This is a genomic window from Bacillus sp. 123MFChir2, assembly GCF_000383235.1.
Lineage (GTDB): Bacteria > Bacillota > Bacilli > Bacillales > Bacillaceae_G > Bacillus_A.
Window position 1 is genome coordinate 135,360 of sequence record NZ_KB910924.1, and the last position, 18,506, is coordinate 153,865.

The 18,506-nt window shown below is 37.9% G+C and carries 20 protein-coding genes; all 20 read right to left on the reverse strand.

Annotated elements, in window-relative coordinates:
- Positions 1-5 precede the first annotated feature (5 nt).
- The 20 genes from sucD to fapR all read right to left on the reverse strand — a co-directional run bounded on the left by sucD (position 6) and on the right by fapR (position 18,444).
- The gene (gene sucD / locus H280_RS0100645) at positions 6-908 is read right to left on the reverse strand and encodes a succinate--CoA ligase subunit alpha (RefSeq protein WP_020059170.1); all 903 of its coding nucleotides are present in this window, start codon (positions 906-908) and stop codon (positions 6-8) included.
- Positions 909-928: 20 nt separating this feature from the next.
- Positions 929-2,089 (reverse strand): ADP-forming succinate--CoA ligase subunit beta, encoded by a 1,161-nt coding sequence (gene sucC, locus H280_RS0100650; RefSeq protein ID WP_020059171.1) that lies wholly within the window; start codon positions 2,087-2,089, stop codon positions 929-931.
- 196 nt (positions 2,090-2,285) lie between these two features.
- A complete protein-coding gene (locus H280_RS0100655; protein ID WP_020059172.1) occupies positions 2,286-3,059 on the reverse strand; it encodes a ribonuclease HII in 774 nt (257 codons plus the stop codon).
- Between the two features lie 165 nt (positions 3,060-3,224).
- Positions 3,225-4,088: a ribosome biogenesis GTPase YlqF gene (gene ylqF / locus H280_RS0100660; RefSeq protein ID WP_020059173.1), complete on the reverse strand. Its 864-nt coding sequence runs from the start codon at positions 4,086-4,088 to the stop codon at positions 3,225-3,227.
- A 22-nt stretch (positions 4,089-4,110) separates the two neighbouring features.
- Positions 4,111-4,662, reverse strand: a complete 552-nt coding sequence (gene lepB / locus H280_RS0100665; protein ID WP_020059174.1) for a signal peptidase I — start codon at positions 4,660-4,662, stop codon at positions 4,111-4,113.
- A 99-nt stretch (positions 4,663-4,761) separates the two neighbouring features.
- Positions 4,762-5,106: a 50S ribosomal protein L19 gene (gene rplS, locus H280_RS0100670; protein ID WP_020059175.1), complete on the reverse strand. Its 345-nt coding sequence runs from the start codon at positions 5,104-5,106 to the stop codon at positions 4,762-4,764.
- A 141-nt stretch (positions 5,107-5,247) separates the two neighbouring features.
- The gene (gene trmD / locus H280_RS0100675; RefSeq protein WP_020059176.1) at positions 5,248-5,982 is read right to left on the reverse strand and encodes a tRNA (guanosine(37)-N1)-methyltransferase TrmD; all 735 of its coding nucleotides are present in this window, start codon (positions 5,980-5,982) and stop codon (positions 5,248-5,250) included.
- Entirely contained in the window at positions 5,982-6,497 is a 516-nt protein-coding gene (rimM, locus tag H280_RS0100680; protein WP_020059177.1) for a ribosome maturation factor RimM, read from the reverse strand. The genes trmD and rimM overlap by 1 nt, the downstream gene beginning before the upstream one ends.
- 120 nt (positions 6,498-6,617) lie before the next feature.
- Positions 6,618-6,845, reverse strand: coding sequence for a KH domain-containing protein (locus tag H280_RS0100685; RefSeq protein WP_028411044.1), 228 nt, complete (start codon positions 6,843-6,845; stop codon positions 6,618-6,620).
- A 14-nt stretch (positions 6,846-6,859) separates the two neighbouring features.
- Positions 6,860-7,132: a 30S ribosomal protein S16 gene (gene rpsP / locus H280_RS0100690; RefSeq protein WP_020059179.1), complete on the reverse strand. Its 273-nt coding sequence runs from the start codon at positions 7,130-7,132 to the stop codon at positions 6,860-6,862.
- A gap of 101 nt (positions 7,133-7,233) precedes the next feature.
- Positions 7,234-8,583, reverse strand: a complete 1,350-nt coding sequence (gene ffh / locus H280_RS0100695; protein ID WP_020059180.1) for a signal recognition particle protein — start codon at positions 8,581-8,583, stop codon at positions 7,234-7,236.
- A 12-nt stretch (positions 8,584-8,595) separates the two neighbouring features.
- On the reverse strand, positions 8,596-8,928 hold the full coding sequence (locus H280_RS0100700) for a putative DNA-binding protein (RefSeq protein WP_020059181.1): 333 nt from the start codon (positions 8,926-8,928) through the stop codon (positions 8,596-8,598).
- Positions 8,929-9,367: 439 nt separating this feature from the next.
- Complete coding sequence (gene ftsY, locus H280_RS0100705; RefSeq protein ID WP_020059182.1) at positions 9,368-10,357, reverse strand: signal recognition particle-docking protein FtsY; 990 nt, start codon at positions 10,355-10,357, stop codon at positions 9,368-9,370.
- A gap of 15 nt (positions 10,358-10,372) precedes the next feature.
- Entirely contained in the window at positions 10,373-13,942 is a 3,570-nt protein-coding gene (smc, locus tag H280_RS0100710) for a chromosome segregation protein SMC (protein WP_028411045.1), read from the reverse strand.
- Between the two features lie 55 nt (positions 13,943-13,997).
- A complete protein-coding gene (rnc, locus tag H280_RS0100715; protein WP_020059184.1) occupies positions 13,998-14,735 on the reverse strand; it encodes a ribonuclease III in 738 nt (245 codons plus the stop codon).
- Positions 14,736-14,795: 60 nt separating this feature from the next.
- Positions 14,796-15,029, reverse strand: a complete 234-nt coding sequence (gene acpP, locus H280_RS0100720) for an acyl carrier protein (RefSeq protein ID WP_020059185.1) — start codon at positions 15,027-15,029, stop codon at positions 14,796-14,798.
- Between the two features lie 132 nt (positions 15,030-15,161).
- Positions 15,162-15,905: a 3-oxoacyl-[acyl-carrier-protein] reductase gene (gene fabG / locus H280_RS0100725; RefSeq protein ID WP_020059186.1), complete on the reverse strand. Its 744-nt coding sequence runs from the start codon at positions 15,903-15,905 to the stop codon at positions 15,162-15,164.
- Complete coding sequence (gene fabD, locus H280_RS0100730; RefSeq protein ID WP_020059187.1) at positions 15,905-16,849, reverse strand: ACP S-malonyltransferase; 945 nt, start codon at positions 16,847-16,849, stop codon at positions 15,905-15,907. Before fabD ends, fabG begins: the two co-directional genes overlap by 1 nt.
- 15 nt (positions 16,850-16,864) lie before the next feature.
- Entirely contained in the window at positions 16,865-17,857 is a 993-nt protein-coding gene (plsX, locus tag H280_RS0100735; protein WP_020059188.1) for a phosphate acyltransferase PlsX, read from the reverse strand.
- Positions 17,854-18,444 (reverse strand): transcription factor FapR, encoded by a 591-nt coding sequence (fapR, locus tag H280_RS0100740; RefSeq protein WP_028411046.1) that lies wholly within the window; start codon positions 18,442-18,444, stop codon positions 17,854-17,856. The genes plsX and fapR overlap by 4 nt, the downstream gene beginning before the upstream one ends.
- Between the last annotated feature and the right edge of the window lie 62 nt (positions 18,445-18,506).

Genomic DNA, 18,506 nt, shown 5'->3' on the forward strand with positions numbered 1-18,506 from the left:
AATGATTAATAATTTTTACAAGTTTCAAATAAGCCTTTTTCTTTTAAAACAGAAATTAAAGTTTCACCCATAACAGCTGGTGTTTCAGCAACTTTAATACCGCACGCTTCCATTGTTTTAATCTTTTCAGCAGCTGTACCTTTACCACCAGAAATAATCGCACCAGCATGGCCCATACGTTTTCCTGGAGGTGCTGTTTGGCCACCAATAAAGCCGACAACAGGTTTCGTCATGTTCGCTTTTACCCATTCAGCAGCTTCTTCTTCTGCCGTTCCACCAATTTCACCAATCATAATAACAGCATGTGTCTCTTCATCTTCATTAAATGCTTTTAAAGCATCGATGAAGTTTGTACCATTTACAGGGTCACCACCAATACCAACTGCAGTTGATTGGCCGATTCCTTCTTGTGTTAATTGATGAACTGCTTCATAAGTTAACGTACCTGAACGAGATACGATCCCAACATGACCTTTTTTATGAATGTATCCTGGCATAATACCAATCTTACACTCATCTGGCGTAATAACACCTGGGCAGTTTGGCCCAAGAAGGCGTGTCTTTTTGCCATGCATATATTTCTTAACACTTACCATATCTAATACAGGGATACCTTCTGTGATACATACTACTAAATCAAGTTCTGCATCAACAGCTTCCATAATTGCATCCGCAGCAAAAGCAGGTGGAACGTATACAACAGAAGCATTTGCACCTGTCGCTTTTACAGCGTCTTCTACTGTGTTAAATACTGGTACACCTTCGATTTCAGTACCACCTTTACCAGGTGTTACACCGCCGACAATTTTCGTACCGTATTCAACCATTTGTTTTGTATGGAATAAACCTTGAGAACCTGTAATACCTTGTACAATAACTTTTGTATCTTTATTAACTAATACGCTCATTTTTTCTCCCCCGCTTTCTATTAGCCTACTAGTGAAACAATTTTTTGTGCACCGTCTGCCATAGATTCTGCTGCAACAATATTTAAGCCAGATTCATTTAAAATTTTCTTTCCTAGCTCTACATTTGTACCTTCTAAACGAACAACAAGCGGTAATTCAAGACCTACTTGTTTTGTTGCTTCGATAACACCTTCTGCAATTACATCACATTTCATAATGCCGCCAAAAATGTTAACAAAAATACCTTTTACATTTTTGTCAGAAAGAATGATTTTGAAAGCTTCTGTAACTTTTTCAGCTGTAGCACCGCCACCAACATCTAAGAAGTTAGCTGGGTCACCGTTATAATGTTTAATAATATCCATCGTTGCCATTGCAAGTCCTGCACCATTTACCATACAACCAATATTTCCATCTAGCGAAATATAGTTCAGGTCATATTTAGAAGCTTCAACTTCTTTCGGATCTTCTTCATCAAGATCACGAAGTTCTAAAATATCTTTATGACGATATAAAGCATTAGAATCGAAGTTTAATTTTGCATCTAACGCCATAACTTTTCCATCACCTGTTGTAACAAGTGGATTAATTTCTGCGATAGAACAGTCTTTTTCAATAAACGCACGGTATAAGCCCATCATAAACTTTACAGCTTGTCCAACAAGCTCGTTTGGAATATTGATATTAAACGCAATACGACGCGCCTGGAAGCCTTGTAGGCCTACAGCAGGATCAATATATTCTTTAAAGATTTTTTCTGGTGTGCTCTCTGCTACTTCCTCAATTTCTGTTCCACCTTCTTCAGACGCCATTAACACAACTTGAGAAGTCGCACGATCTAATACAAGACCAACATAATACTCTTTTTTAATGTCGCATCCTTCTTCGATAAGTAAGCGCTTTACTTCCTTACCTTCAGGACCTGTTTGATGGGTTACAAGTGTTTTCCCTAGAATTTCTTCTGCATATGTACGAACTTCTTCTAAGTTCTTTGCTACTTTTACACCGCCAGCTTTGCCGCGTCCGCCAGCATGAATTTGTGCTTTTACTACACATACACTTGTTCCTAATTCTTTCGCTGCTTCTACAGCTTCTTCTACTGTAAAGGCAACCTTCCCGTTCGGAACGCTTACCCCATAGTTTCTAAGGACTTCTTTACCTTGATACTCGTGGATATTCATGGTCCCATCCTCCCCTATCTTCCTGTTTTACTCGAAAAGTTTTTTAATGTTTTTAAACACTACATTGACATTGTATAAAATGATTGCGATGCTGTCTACAATAAAGTGTCAGAAAACTGAAATCGCTTTATTCTTTTTTAAAAATAATAATGTTAATATACAAAAATAAAAAAATAAGCTGCAAATTCACAACTTATTATTCAATCATATCTTTAATTGGAGCAAACGTTTTTCGGTGCTCATCTAACACACCATAAACTTCAATCGCTTGTAAATGTTGTTTCGTTCCATAACCCATATGTTGCTCAAATCCATACTGTGGATACTGTTTCCCAAGTTCTTTCATCATGCGATCTCTCGTGACTTTCGCAATGATAGATGCAGCTGAAATCGAAATACTTTTCGCATCTCCCTTAATAATAGACGTTTGCGGGATAGAAGCCTCAAGTTCCATTGCATCAATTAGCAAATGCTCTGGTTTGCACGATAAATTACTTACAGCCCCTAACATCGCTTGTTTCGTTGCTTGATAAATATTTATCTCATCAATAACGTGAGACGGGATAATTCCAATCCCAATTGCGAGCGCCTGCTCTTTAATTCCTTCATAAAATTGCTCACGCTTCGCCTCACTCAGTTTTTTCGAATCATTCAAACCAGGCATATAGAAATCTTCTGGGAGTACAACAGCAGCCGCAACAACAGGTCCTGCTAACGGACCTCTTCCGACTTCATCAATACCAGCAATAAATTCAATTCCCTTTTGACGAAGCGCATTCTCATATGTTGACATCTCAATGAATTTTTGTCTTTCTTTTTGTTTATCCGCTTTCTGTTTTTTCCATTTCAAAATAAGTCTCTGCACGCCTTTTCGTTCGTCTGCTAATAACATGCGAAAACGTTCATCGTCTTCCTGTTCAATTTCTTGCAATAAAGTTTCGATTTCTTGAATTGTTTGTTTTTTAGACATACGTAATTCCTCCTACAAGTAAGAAAAGGCGCGCAATAGCGTGCCTTTTCTCCCTAGTTAATATTAGCGAGCCGTATCTTTGCATTCGAAAAAATACAAGACGCTAGGCTAAAATAACTACCCGTATAATTTATAAAATGAAGTGAACGAAATAGAAGCGTCACTCTATGCTTCTTCCGTAATTTCTTCTGGTGTTTCAAATGTCATTTTCCCAAGTTTACCACCGCGAAGCTCACGAAGAACAAGTTCTGATGTTTTATCATAATCAACAAGTCCCCCGCCCATTAAACAGCCTCTATTTTTTCCAATCGCATCAAATAGTTCGACAATCTCTTCTGGAATTTCATTTAACTTATAACGATCTTTCAAACGTTCTGGATACTGTTTCTCCATAAAGCGAAGGGCATACACAGCCACATCTTGCAAATTTAAAATAGAATCTTTAATTGCTCCAGTCGTTGCAAGACGAAGTCCAACCATTTCATCCTCAAACTTTGGCCATAAAATACCTGGCGTATCTAATAGTTCCATTTCTTTCCCTACTTTAATCCATTGCTGCGCCGTTGTTACACCTGGACGATCGCCCGTTTTCGCAATATTTTTCTTCGCTAATTTATTAATTAATGTCGATTTCCCAACGTTCGGAATACCAACAATTAAAGCACGAATTGCTCTTGGTTTAATACCTTTTGCAATCATTTTATCAAATTTTTCTTTAACAAGTTCTTTACAAGCTGCTGTAATTTCTTTCATACCTTGTCCAGCCTGCGCATTGATAGAGATTGCTTTATGGCCTTGTTCTCCAAAATAAGCAATCCATTCTTTTGTTACACGATCATCTGCCATATCGGCTTTATTTAAAACAACAAGTCTTGGCTTGTGCGTAATAATTTCATCAATCATTGGATTTCGTGATGATAATGGCAATCTTGCATCAACAAGTTCAATTACCACATCGATTAATTTTAATTTCTCTGTTACTTGGCGCCTTGCTTTAGCCATATGACCAGGAAACCATTGAATTACCATATTTCCACCTTCTTTTCTACATTCATTTTACAATACGTGCATCTTTGAATGGCCAATACAATATATTAGCTTTTCCAATTACTTGGTCTATTGAAATGGTTCCAATTGTACGACTATCCTTACTAAAACGGCGATTATCTCCTAATACAAATAATTCTCCCCTTGGAACTGTTGTCTTCCCTGTAATTTCTTCAAGCTTAAAATCATACGTTAATGGACCATCCGCAAGCTGCTTTTTCTGCTTATCTAAATACGGCTCCTCATACGGTTTTCCGTTAATATAGAGTGTGTCATTTCGATATTCTATCTGATCACCAGGCAAACCAATGATACGTTTAATGTAATCCTTATCTTCGGTTGCTTGAAACACAATAATATCAAAGCGTTTTGGTTCTCCAATGTGATAACCTATTTTATTGACAATCATACGATCACGATCATGAAGAGTCGGTGACATAGATACACCATCTACAAGAATTGGCGCAAAGAAAAACTGTCTAATAATCCAAGCTAAGACAACAGCAATCAAAATAGCTTTTGTCCATTCCCAAAGCGTACTTTTTTGTTTTGTCATGCGATTCCCCTCCACGATTATGTAAGCTGTTAGTATGTAAGTAAAGACACAGCTAGATTGGAAAAAGGGAGCTTGCAAATACAAGCTCCCATACATGTCTTATCGAATTTCTTTAATACGTGCTTTTTTACCGCGAAGGTTACGTAAGTAGTATAACTTAGCACGACGTACTTTACCACGGCGAAGTACTTCGATTTTCGCGATTCTTGGCGTGTGAACTGGGAATGTACGTTCAACACCTACACCGTAAGAAATCTTACGAACTGTGAATGTTTCGCTAATTCCGCCACCACGACGTTTAATTACAACGCCTTCAAAAATCTGAATTCTCTCACGAGTACCCTCTACTACTTTTACGTGTACACGTAAAGTATCACCAGGACGGAATGAAGGTAAATCAGTTTTTAATTGACCTTTTGTAATATCTGCGATTAATTGTTGCATATTCAATTCTCTCCTTCCAAACAGATGCTCATACAAAGTCATATCATAAATTGCAGCGGAACACCGTTGTTAACGGCTACCCTCTATAAGTAGCACAAGTGTTATAATAGCATATTGTTCAGTTTGTTGCAATAGCATTTTTTACTTCTCTTCTTTAAATTCAGCTAACCATTTTTCCTCTTGTTTAGATAAACTACGTTCCTCTAATAAATCATTGCGACGCATAAAGGTACGGCGCAATGATTCTTTATGACGCCATTCTTCAATATATTTATGATTTCCAGACAGAAGTATATCCGGTACTTTCATTCCACGAAAATCCGCTGGTCTTGTATAATGTGGATGTTCTAATAAGCCTGTACTAAATGAATCTTCTATTTGTGACTGTCGATTTCCTAAAACATCAGGTAATAAGCGAACAACGCTATCTGTAATAACCATAGATGCCAATTCTCCACCCGTTAATACATAATCACCTATTGAAATTTCATCGGTTACAAGATACTCACGAACACGCTCATCATACCCTTCATAATGGCCACAAATAAAAATGATATGTTCTTCTTCAGATAGTTCTTCAGCTTTTCTTTGGGTAAAACGCTCTCCTTGCGGACACATTAACACAACGCGTGGTTTACGCTCCGTTTCCTTCGTTAACTCTTCTACAGCATCAAAAATAGGCTGTGGTGTTAATACCATCCCAGCTCCCCCGCCATACGGGTAATCATCCACACTATTATGCTTATTAGTTGAATAATCACGAAAATTAACAACTCTTAGCTGAACCGCTTCTTTTTCTTGTGCTTTTTTCAATATAGAAGAACCAAATACACCAGTAAACATTTCTGGAAACAATGTTAAAATATCAATTTTCATTACAGTAATCCTTCCATCACGTGAATGATCACAAGCTGTTCATTGATGTTTACTTGTAAGACAACTTCCTCAATATATGGGATTAAAATATCTTGGCCTTTTGGCTGTTTAATGACCCAAACGTCATTTGCCCCAGGAGAAAGAACTTCTTTAATCGTACCAATTGTCTCTCCGTCTTCTGTTACAACCGTACAACCAATAATTTCGTGATAATAATACTCTCCTTCAGCCAATTCTCCAAGCTGGTCCTCTGGGACTTTTAATAAAGAACCTTTCCACACTTCTACTTCATTTACATTGTTATAGCCTTCAAACGTCAATAAATCAAAAGACTTATGACTGCGATGAGAAGTAATCTTTACAGCTAATGGCTCAGCACTTTTCTCTTGCCATATGTATAATGTGTTCCCTACTTTATAACGCTCTTCTGGAAAATCTGTACGCGAAACGACACGCACTTCTCCTCTAACACCGTGAGTATTTACAATTTTCCCTACATTAAACCATTTCGTCATAAACAGCACGTCACCCCTGTTCGTTATATGTCGTTAGCATCCCCATTCTCTTTGCCGGAGATGCGATTTATCTTAAAATGTTAAAAAAGGGTGAGGAACAGATCCTCGCCCTTTTCGTACTTATTGAATTTCCAGCGTGACTTTTTCATTTTGATGATGTCCCGCTGCATATAAGATCGTTCGAATTGCCTTTGCAACTCGCCCTTGTTTCCCAATGACTTTACCCACATCCTCAGGATGTACGGTTAATCGATACTTCATCTCTCCGTTGTACAGTTCCTTTGTAACCTTCACATCTTCAGGATGATCCACAAGGGGTTTAATAATCGTTTCGATTAACCCTGACATAGCCATTGCTTTAATTACTTACCTTGTTTAGATAAGTGGAATTTTTCCATGATACCTTGCTTAGAGAAAAGGTTACGAACTGTATCAGATGGTTTCGCACCGTTTCCTAACCATTTTAATGCTGCTTCTTCGTTGATTTTAACTTCAGCTGGAACAACAACTGGATTGTAAGTTCCGATTTCCTCAATGAAACGTCCGTCACGAGGAGAACGAGAATCTGCAACAACTACACGATAGAAAGGAGATTTTTTAGCTCCCATACGTTTTAAACGAATTTTAACTGCCATTTATAAAGCACCTCCGAATATATTTCACACAGATAATAATATTAGCAAAAAGAGTGACCCTTTGTAAAGTAAAATTTCTTAACAGAGCCATCTTTTTTTCCTTACATAAATGGAAACTTCAAACCACCTAGTCCTTTTTTCTTACCTTTTTGCATACCAGACATCGTTTTCATCATCTTTTTCATATCTTCAAATTGCTTCAAAAGACGATTGATCTCTTGTACAGTCGTACCACTACCTTTAGCAATACGTTTCTTACGACTAGCGTTAATCATTTCCGGTTGTTCACGCTCTAATTTTGTCATTGAGCGAATAATCGCTTCAATGTGTCCGATTTGCTTTTCATCAACTTGGACATTTTTTAATCCTTTAATTTTCCCAGCACCAGGAAGCATATTTAGTAGCTCATCAAGTGGTCCTAATTGACGCACTTGTCCTAGTTGCTCAAGAAAATCATCCAACGTAAAGGAAAGTGTGCGCATTTTTTGCTCAAGTTCTCTTGCTTTTTCTTCATCAACTGTCGCCTGCGCCTTTTCAATTAACGTCAGAACATCACCCATACCTAAAATACGCGATGCCATACGTTCTGGATGAAATGCCTCTAGTGCATCTAATTTCTCACCCATACCAGCAAATTTAATCGGTGTGTTTGTAACAGCTTTAATAGATAGCGCTGCACCTCCGCGCGTATCACCATCTAATTTCGTTAATACCACACCTGTCAAACCAAGCTGTTCATGGAAACTTTGCGCAACGTTAACCGCATCTTGTCCTGTCATTGCATCAACAACAAGGAAAATTTCATCCGGTTTCGCTACTTCTTTCACTTGTGCTAATTCATCCATAAGTTCTTCATCAATATGCAGACGACCTGCTGTATCAATAAGAACATAATCATGGTGTTCTTCTTTTGCTTTTGCAATTGCTTGTTTTGCGATTTCAACAGGACTTACTTTGTCTCCTAAAGAGAAAACTGGCATATCCAATTGTTTACCGAGTGTTTCAAGCTGCTTAATTGCCGCTGGACGATAAATATCAGCTGCAACAAGCATCGGTTTCCGATTATGCTTTTTACGAAGTAAATTCGCAAGCTTACCTGTTGTAGTCGTTTTCCCCGCTCCTTGCAAACCTACCATCATAATAACAGTTGGCGGACGGTTAGAGACAGCGATTTTGCTCTGCTGGCCGCCCATTAACTCAGTAAGTTCTTCCTGTACTACTTTAATAACTTGCTGTCCAGGCGTTAAACTTTTCATTACATCTTGTCCGACAGCACGTTCAGACACACGCTTTACAAAATCTTTTACTACTTTAAAGTTAACGTCGGCTTCTAAAAGTGCAAGACGAACTTCTCTCATCATTTCTTTTACGTCGGCTTCGGATACTTTCCCTTTGCCGCGAATTTTTTGCATTGTCTGTTGAAGTCGGTCGGCTAATCCTTCAAATGCCATATTGCCGCCCTCCTAATCTAAATTTTCGATAGCTTCAACAACTTGTTTTACTTGTTCATCTACATGCTCTTCTTCGCTGATTAGCTGCTTTAACTTTGCAACAAGTTGCTGCCTTTCTTGAAACTTTTGAAGTAACAATAACTTTTCTTCATATTCTTCAAGCATCGCTTCTGTCCGTTTAATGTTATCATACACTGCTTGGCGACTTACTTCAAATTCCTCTGCAATTTCACCAAGCGATAAATCATCAAGATAGTAAAGTGACATATAACTTCTTTGTTTTGGCGTTAACAACGATTGATAAAAATCAAACAAATAATTCATTCTCGTTGTTTTTTCGAGCATGTTGAATCACCCTTTGTTAAGTGAATTACCTTTACATCGATTAGTTTACATGTAGAATAAAGGTGTGTCAAGTTTTTTTCTTAACATCTTAATTTATACTCAAAAAAAGAAGCGGGAAACACCGCTCCTTCTTTTTCTACATATGTTTTAAGCTCTTGTACGTAGCAGGGAAGAGGCTTGATCGCTTCTATGAGGCAAATGCTCTCGCTCACTTCAAACGAATAGGCTTTTTGTGTTAGTTTTTAATTTGTATTTATATAGATAAAAACTAGCACGAATCGAACATTCACTTTATCCCGCATTAACGGACAGTAAGCCCCCCTCAAGCTGCAGAGAAAAGCGAAGAAGATAAACGGGAGAGAACTGTCCGTAAAAGCCCGATTGGTCCAACTAACCAGCAGTGGGAGATAAAGTCCTTCCCACTGCTGGAAGTTTCACTTTATTGTGCTTCTATTTCTACAAAGTCGCCAAATAATCCATATACATATTGTTCTGGGTCAAATGCTTGCAAGTCATCCATTTGTTCTCCCAAACCAACAAATTTCACCGGTACATCCATCTCATTACGAATTGCCAATACGATTCCACCTTTGGCAGTTCCGTCCAATTTCGTTAAGACAATTCCCGTTACATTTGTCGCCTCACGGAATGTCTTCGCTTGGCTTAAACCATTTTGCCCTGTTGTTGCATCAATGACAAGTAATACTTCATGAGGAGCTCCAGGAACTTCCCGTTCGATTACACGTTTTACTTTCTCTAACTCTTTCATTAAGTTGACTTTATTTTGCAAACGACCTGCCGTATCACATAACAAAACATCCACTTTTCGCGATTTTGCAGCCTGAATTGCATCGTACATAACAGCCGCTGGGTCAGAACCTGATCCTTGTTTAATTACCTCTACACCAACACGTTCTCCCCACACCTCTAGCTGCTCGATCGCCCCAGCACGGAATGTATCACCAGCTGCCAATAATACAGATTTGCCGTCCGATTTAAATTTATGTGCCATTTTTCCAATCGTCGTTGTTTTTCCAACTCCGTTTACTCCGACAAATAAAATAACTGTCAATGCGTTATCTTGTACATTTAATTCATTATTAAAATTACCGTTACCTTTATAAATCTCAACTAATTTTTCAGAGATAACAGCTTGTACTTCTTTTGGGTCTTGAATATTACGACGCTTCACTTCATCTCTTAATTGGTCAATTAACTCCATTACTACGGACACACCTACATCCGCACCAATTAAAATTTCCTCTAACTCTTCGAAAAACTCTTCGTCAACTTTCCGATAACGATATACTAAATCATTTACTTTTTCTGCAAAGGAATTTCTTGTTTTTTCTAAACCTTGTTTAAACTTCTCTGTTACCGTATCTGTTTGCTTTGAAATTTTTTCTTTTAATTTTTTAAAAAAACTCATTCTTTTCCATCCTTCCTATTTGCTCGTAACAAGCTCTTCCCCATCATCTAAACGAACGGAAACAAGCTTGGACACACCAGACTCTTGCATCGTTACACCATATAATACATCAGATTCTTCCATCGTACCCTTTCGGTGCGTAATAACAATAAACTGCGTTTCATTACTAAATTTTTTCAAATACTGTGCAAATCGAGCAACGTTCGCCTCATCTAATGCAGCTTCAACTTCATCTAGCACACAAAACGGTACAGGACGAACTTTTAAAATACCAAATAACAACGCAATAGCAGTCAATGCTCGTTCTCCTCCAGAAAGAAGACCTAAATTTTGCAACTTTTTCCCTGGTGGTTGCGCAACAATATCAATCCCTGTATTTAATAAATCTTTCGGGTTTGTCATAACCAAGTCTGCACGTCCACCGCCAAATAACTCACTAAATACTAGCTGGAATTCTGTACGAATCGCTTGGAATGTATAAGAAAAACGCTTTTTCATTTCTTCATCCATCTCGTCAATTACTTGATGCAGTGTTGATTTTGCCTCTTGCAAATCATCCCGTTGCTCTAATAAAAACGTATGGCGCTCAGATACGCGCTCAAATTCATCAATAGCACCTATATTTACTGTACCGAGTTCTTCAATGGATAGTTTAATTAATTTCACTTTTTTACGAGCTTCCTCGCTAGACATTGTCATCGTATACTTTTGTTTCGCCGATTCAAAAGAAATGGTATACGTTTCCCTTAAGTGTTGCAAGCGATTTTCTAACTCCACGTCTAAACGATTTATTTTCACTTCTTGATCTTTTAATACATCAAGCAAGTATTTATGCCTACGTTTCGCTTCTTTTACCTCTAACTCTAGATGTTCTAACCGCCCTTGTAAATCAAGACGTTGTTCACGGCGTGAGCTAATTAATTCCACAGTTTGATTTCTATCGTGTGTTTTCTTTTCAATCATACTTGTAATTTGTTCTTCGCCGCTAGAATTCGATGTCATTTCTTGTTTTAAGAATGCTAAATCTTCTTTTGTCTTTATAAGATTCTTTTTCGTTTCATCTCGTTCTCTTGTCAGGCGTTCTACTGTTTCTTTTTGGTTTGATAATCGTTGATGCTTTTCAGCTGCTTGTACTTTTAGATCGGTAATCTCTTTCTGAACTTTTTCCCTCGAAGAATGCTGCTCATTCTTTTGTTGTGTTAACTCTGCAATCGTTATATCGAGTTCCGAAATTTTTCTTTGCAGCTCAGTAAGCGTTTCTTCCAGCTCAGTTTTTCGCCCTTGTATCTTCGCTTGATCTTGTAAAAATCCTTCTAGCTCTAAATCATAAATAGATAAACGCTCGTTAATACGATGTTCTTCCAGCTCTAACTGATTCATTTCTTCTTTGTATTTTTGTTCGTCTACACGCTTTTCTTCAATATTTTGTCTTAGTTCCTTCAACTTCACTTCTTTTTCTTGTATTTCTTGTTTTAACGCTTTAACAAAGTTCTCTAGCTTCTCAGTCTTTTCTTCCATATCTGTCAACTTTTCATTCCACTCTTCCAATTCGCGTTGACGTCCTAATAAAGAAGAATTCGTTTGCTTCACTGCACCGCCTGTCATTGAACCACCAGGATTCACAAGATCCCCTTCTAATGTAACAATGCGATAACGATACTGCATTTGCTTCGCTAATTCATTTGCCCCTTTTAAATCCTTTGCAACTATAACTGTACCTAATAAATTTGTAATTACATTTTCATATTTATTATCGTACTGTACAAGCTCTGAAGCTATCCCTATAAATGACGCATGCTGACTTATCATGCGAAGTTGCTCCGTATTAAGCGCTCGGCCCTTTATAACACTTTGGGGTAAAAAGGTCGCACGGCCATGGCGGTTTTGCTTTAAGAATGTAATAGCTCGGCGTGCATGTTCTTCTGTTTGTACAACCACATGTTGCATTGCTGCCCCAAGCGCGATTTCCATCGCTACCTCATATTTTTTTGGTACAGTAAGAAGCTCTGCAACCGCACCTTCAATACCATGCAACTGGCTATCACGCGCTTTTAACACTTCACGGACACCTTGGTAAAATCCAGAATAATCTTCTTGCATTTCTTCAAGCATTTCTTTACGAGAACGAGCTTGCTGAACATATTGATATGCCTGATACAGCTTTGTCTCATTTTCACTATATTGATCTTTACATTTCCCCAGTGCAGTTTCCGTTTGCTGCATGTTTGACAACAGATTTATAATTTGTTCTTTTATATGTTCATATTTTTCAATGAAAGTTGATTTTTTCTGCGCAATGCCTATACGCATTTGTACATATTTTTCATTTTCTTCGTCAAGACGTTGATTTTTGAAATCTCGCTGTTTAAATTGTTCCTCTAACATTGAAAGTTCATTTCGATAGCTTGCCTGTTGATTTAAAAGTTCAATATAATCCCCTTTTAAATGTTCAATTTTCTCATCTAAATTTTGTTCATATGTAGACAACACTCGTTCGCTATCTTGAAGTTTCTGTTCTAACTCTTTCACATGACTTGCTAATTCCAGCAATTCTTCTGTTCCTTGCATGGCACTTCCTTCATATACAGAAGCTTTTTCTGTTAACTCATGAATGGATGCTTCTAACTGCGCGCAATGCGCGGTTGCATTGTTCTTTCTTTCTTTCAGCAGTTCACGTTGCCCTTCTAACTTTTCAAGTTCTTTACTAGAAAGAAGAAGAACTTCTTGTAAAGATTGAATAGACTCATCAATAGCTTGTACATTTCCGCGTATTTCTTCTAAATCCGCTTCATCTTTTTGAAGATGCGTTGATACCTTCACTTCTTCATCTTTGTTATGTTTAAATTGCTCACGAAGCGCTTCCCATTTTTCATGTAATTCTTCAATTTCATACACAATTAATGCCGCTTCAACTTTTTCTAGTTCATCTTTTTTCTCAAGATAATCTTTTGCAATAGAAGCTTGTCTTTCAAGAGGTTCAATTTGCGTACTTAACTCGTAAATAATATCTTCTACACGATTTAAATTCTCTTGCGCCTCCGCTAATTTTCCTTCCGCTTTCTTCTTGCGAATTTTATATTTCAACACACCAGCCGCTTCTTCAAAAACACTACGACGATCTTCTGCTTTGCTGCTTAAAATTTCTTCCACTTTACCCTGACTAATAATAGAAAACGCTTCACGCCCCATACCTGAATCCATGAATAAATCAACAATATCTTTTAAACGACAAGACTGTTTATTAATAAGAAAATCACTATCTCCAGAACGATATACTCGTCTCGTTACACTTACTTCGTTATATTCAATTGGTAGACGTTGATCCTCATTATTTAATGTTAATGTGACTTCTGCAATATTTAATGCTTTACGTGTATCACTGCCGGAAAAAATAATGTCTTCCATTTTCGCACCGCGCAGCGATTTTACAGATTGTTCACCCAGCACCCAACGAATTGCATCTGTAATATTACTTTTCCCGCTTCCATTCGGCCCTACTACAGACGTTACACCTGGTACAAAGTCAATCGACACACGTTCTGCGAAAGATTTAAATCCTACTATTTCTAATCGTTTTAAAAACACGAAAGGCCTCCCCCCTTTATGCACAAGGAATCCCCCTAAATATAAGGGGGATTCGCTATAAGTTCTCTTTTAATTTCTCTAACGCTTCTTGGGCAGCATGCTGTTCTGCCTCTTTCTTAGACTTCCCACTTCCAAGACCTAATGATTCGCCATTTAGTGTAACGCGCGATACAAATTCTCGGTTATGAGCCGGTCCTTTTTCTTGCAAAATTTGATATTCTATATTCCCGCTACCATCACGCTGAATTAACTCTTGTAGTTGACTTTTAAAATCCATCACATGAGAAAAAGCACCTTCATTAATTTTTGGATAAACAACTGTTTTTAAAAATCCCCATACCTTTTCCAAACCTTGGTCGAGGTAAAGTGCGCCAACAAATGCTTCAAAGACATCCGCTAATAACGCTGGACGTTCACGCCCTCCTGTCATTTCTTCTCCCTTTCCTAAAAGGACAAGATTCCCAAATGATAACTCATTTGCAAAGCGCACGAGAGAAGGTTCACATACAATAGCAGCGCGAAGTTTTGTTAATTCGCCCTCACTCATTGTCGGATATTTTTGAAACAAGTATTGCGAAACTGTCAGTTCTAATACCGCATCTCCAAGAAATTCAAGACGCTCGTTATCTTCATGTGGCTTTTTTCGATGCTCATTCACATACGATGAATGCGTAAATGCTTGAATCAACAACTTTTCATTTGTAAATGTAATACCTATTTTCTCTTGAAACTTTTTAAAAGCCTCTCGATATTTAGTTTCATGCTTCTTATCTCTATACTTTCTGTACGGCATAGGTCCCTCCAGGTATATATGCTGAGAAAGCCCCGTATATAAACGGGACTTTATCAAGCATTATAGATGACTCTCTATGTAAGTCACAGCATCGCCAACAGTAGCAATCTTTTCTGCTTCCTCATCAGAAATTTCCATTTCAAACTCATCTTCTAATTGCATTACAAGTTCTACTACATCTAAGGAATCAGCACCTAAATCTTCTTTAAAGTTCGCAGCTGGTGTTACCTCTGTTTCGTCTACTCCTAGACGATCTACGATGATTTTCGTTACACGTTCTAAAACGTCTGCCATATTCATTCACCTCCTTTAAAAAGTATAGACAAACAATTACTGTTTTTAATTCATCCGCTCTCCTCAAGACATCATATTTAATATTGTACAGAAAAACGAGATGAAATCAACCTATTTCTATAGTTTCTTCCCTTACATCACCATGCCGCCGTCAACATGAAGTGTTTGTCCAGTAATATAACGACTCGCATCCGATGCTAAAAAGGCAACTGCATTTGAAATATCTTTAGCTTCTCCAAATTTTGCAATTGGAATTAACTTTAGCATTTCGCTCTTTACATCTTCCGCCAATACACCTGTCATATCTGTTACGATAAATCCAGGAGCAATCGCATTTACTGTAATGTTACGACTTGCTAGCTCTTTTGCTGAAGTTTTTGTTAATCCAATTACACCAGCTTTTGCTGCAACGTAGTTTGCTTGTCCTGGATTTCCAGTAACACCGACAACGGAAGCGATATTAATAATGCGTCCATGACGTTGACGCATCATATAACGAGATACAGCCTTTGTACATAAAAAGACACCTTTTAAGTTTGTATTAATAACCGCGTCCCATTCTTCCTCTTTCATACGCATTAACAAATTATCTTTCGTAATGCCTGCGTTATTTACAAGAATGTCAATTTGACCAAATGTATCAACAGTCTGTTTTACCATGTCAGTTACTTCTTCGCTACTTGCAACATTTGCTTTTACTGCAATTGCTTCTGAACCTAAATTTTTAATCTCATCAACAACTTCATTTGCTTTCAATTCGTTTCCTGCGTAGTTTACAACTACTTTTGCACCTTGTTTTGCCAAATCTATTGCAATTGCACGGCCAATTCCGCGAGATGCTCCCGTTACTAACGCAACTTTGTCTTTTAATAACATTAGCCTTCTCCTCTCAGTTTCGAAATGGTATCTTTCATTGTCTCCTCATCGTATATCGCATATACTTTCGCAGACGGAGCGATTGATTTCATAAGACCAGCTAAAACTTTTCCAGGCCCAATTTCAATAAATGTATCTACACCAAGTTCTACCATACGTTCAATGGATGGATACCATAATACAGGGGAATAGAGTTGCTCAATTAATTTTTCTTGAATGTCTTCTTTACGCGTAATACAATCTGCTGTTACATTTGCAACTACCGGAATTTTTGCATCTTCAATCTTAATTTCATTTAACACGCTTCGAAACTTCTCAGCCGCTGGTTTCATAAGTGATGAATGAAACGGACCGCTAACACGTAGTGGAACTACACGCTTTGCACCGTTTTCTTTCGCTCTTTCTGAAGCCAATTCTACACCTTGCTTTGTACCAGAAATTACGATTTGCTTTTTGCTATTCATATTCGCAATTTGAACAGAATAACCTTCATTTGTCACTTCCTCAGTTACCTGCTTTAACATTTCAGGATCTGCTCCCAAAATAGCTGCCATGGCACCTTCGCCATTTGGCACAGCCTCTTCCATGTATTCGCCGCGTTTTCTAACAGCATATACACCATTTTCAAATGACAGAGCACCCGCTGCTACTAGCGCACTATATTCACCTAAACTATGTCCTGCAACATAATCTGGTGTAATATCGTACTGCTCTAATACCTTTAAAATTGCAATACTCGTCGTTACCAATGCTGGTTGTGCATTGGTCGTTAACGTCAATGCTTCTTGAGGCCCTTCAAAAATAAGTGATGAAAGAGAATCCTTTAAAATTCCATCAGCTTGACGAAATACTTTTGTAGCCTCTTCATAACTTTCTGCTAATTGACTTCCCATTCCAACTGCTTGTGAACCTTGTCCTGGAAAAAGAAATGCCAGTTTTCCCATTGCAAACCCTCCTCATTATTGAAGCGGTTCTTCCTCCATTACACTCTGAATAGTAGGAATAACTTCCTTTGCTACCATTTCCCGTGTTTGACGAATCGCACTAAAAATTGATTGATCATTTGAAGAACCATGCGCTTTGATGACAGGAGCTTTCAATCCAAATAAAGCTGCTCCTCCATACTCTGAATAATCCATTTTATCTTTTAATACCATTAATTTTGGTTTTAATACCGCTGCCGCTAGTTTGCTTGTAAATGAACTCATTAATTGCTCTTTCAGCATTGAGAATAAAGATATTGCAGTCCCCTCTAACGTTTTAAGAGCAATATTCCCTGTAAATCCGTCACAAACAACCACGTCAGCTACACCTTGCAATAAATCTCGTGATTCTACATTTCCAACAAAGTTAAGCGGCGCATCTTTTAGCATTGCAAAGACTTGTTTAGAAAGCTCGTTTCCTTTTCCGTCCTCAGTTCCAACATTCAAAAGACCTACGCGAGGGTTAGAAATCCCTCTTACTTTCTCCGCATATACAGATCCCATTACAGCATATTGGTACAAATGAATTGCTTTCGCATCGACATTTGCGCCAACATCTAGCATAACAAATCCTTTTCCATCTACTGTTGGCATCGTCGGAGAAAGAGCAGGGCGCTCTATCCCTTCTATACGTCCTACTACAAATAATCCAGCTGCCATAAGAGCCCCTGTATTCCCAGCTGAAATACAAGCATCGGCTGCACCTTCTTTTACTTGCTGCGCAGCAAGTACCATAGAAGCTTGCTTTTTCCGACGCACCGCTCGTACAGGCTCATCTGTCCCTTCAATTACTTCATCTGTGTGCAGCACTGTAATCCGCTCTTCGCTTGTTAAATATTTGCGAATTTCATCTTCTTTTCCAACTAAAGTAATATGTAAATCTGAATATTCATTAATTGCTTTCATTGCTCCAAGCACGACAGATTTCGGCGCATGATCGCCACCCATTGCATCTATTGCGATTCTCATAAGTTGTTCCCTTCCTCACTATAGTTACTAGATCGATACATTTCAAAAGTGCCAGCAAAAACAAGTTCATCTCCAACAAAACTTTGCACTTTGACAACCGTCCGTCCTTTATCATTCTCTACATCTTCAACACGCGCTTTTGCAACAACACGCTCTCCTAATTTTACAGGACGAATATATCGAATGGTAGACTTCGCAGTTAAAGCTAATTCTTCATCAATAACCGCAACAGCTAATGAGTTTGCTTGCGCAAATAAATGATGCCCGCGAGCAATTTGATTACGTTTAAAGACATGTTCTACTTTCACTTCAAAAATAGAAATTGCATGTCTATCTAATTCTATATCAATAATTTCTCCTACCACTTCATCAAGTGGTAAAGATTTTACATCTTCTTCATGTTGTTTCGTTGCCACATGTTTTATTCGTTCTCGTAATTCTGGAATCGAAAGTTCCATTCGATCGAGACGAATTGTTTGTATACTCACTTGAAATTGTTCAGCTAATTCTTCATCCGTAATAAACGGATTTACTTCTATTGTTTGTTGTAACAACTCTTGTCTTTCTTTTTTTCTTCTCTTTTTCATTCCGCACCATCCATTTTTATGACTAGGTACTAACAGTAGTATATAAGCATTAAATACAGAAT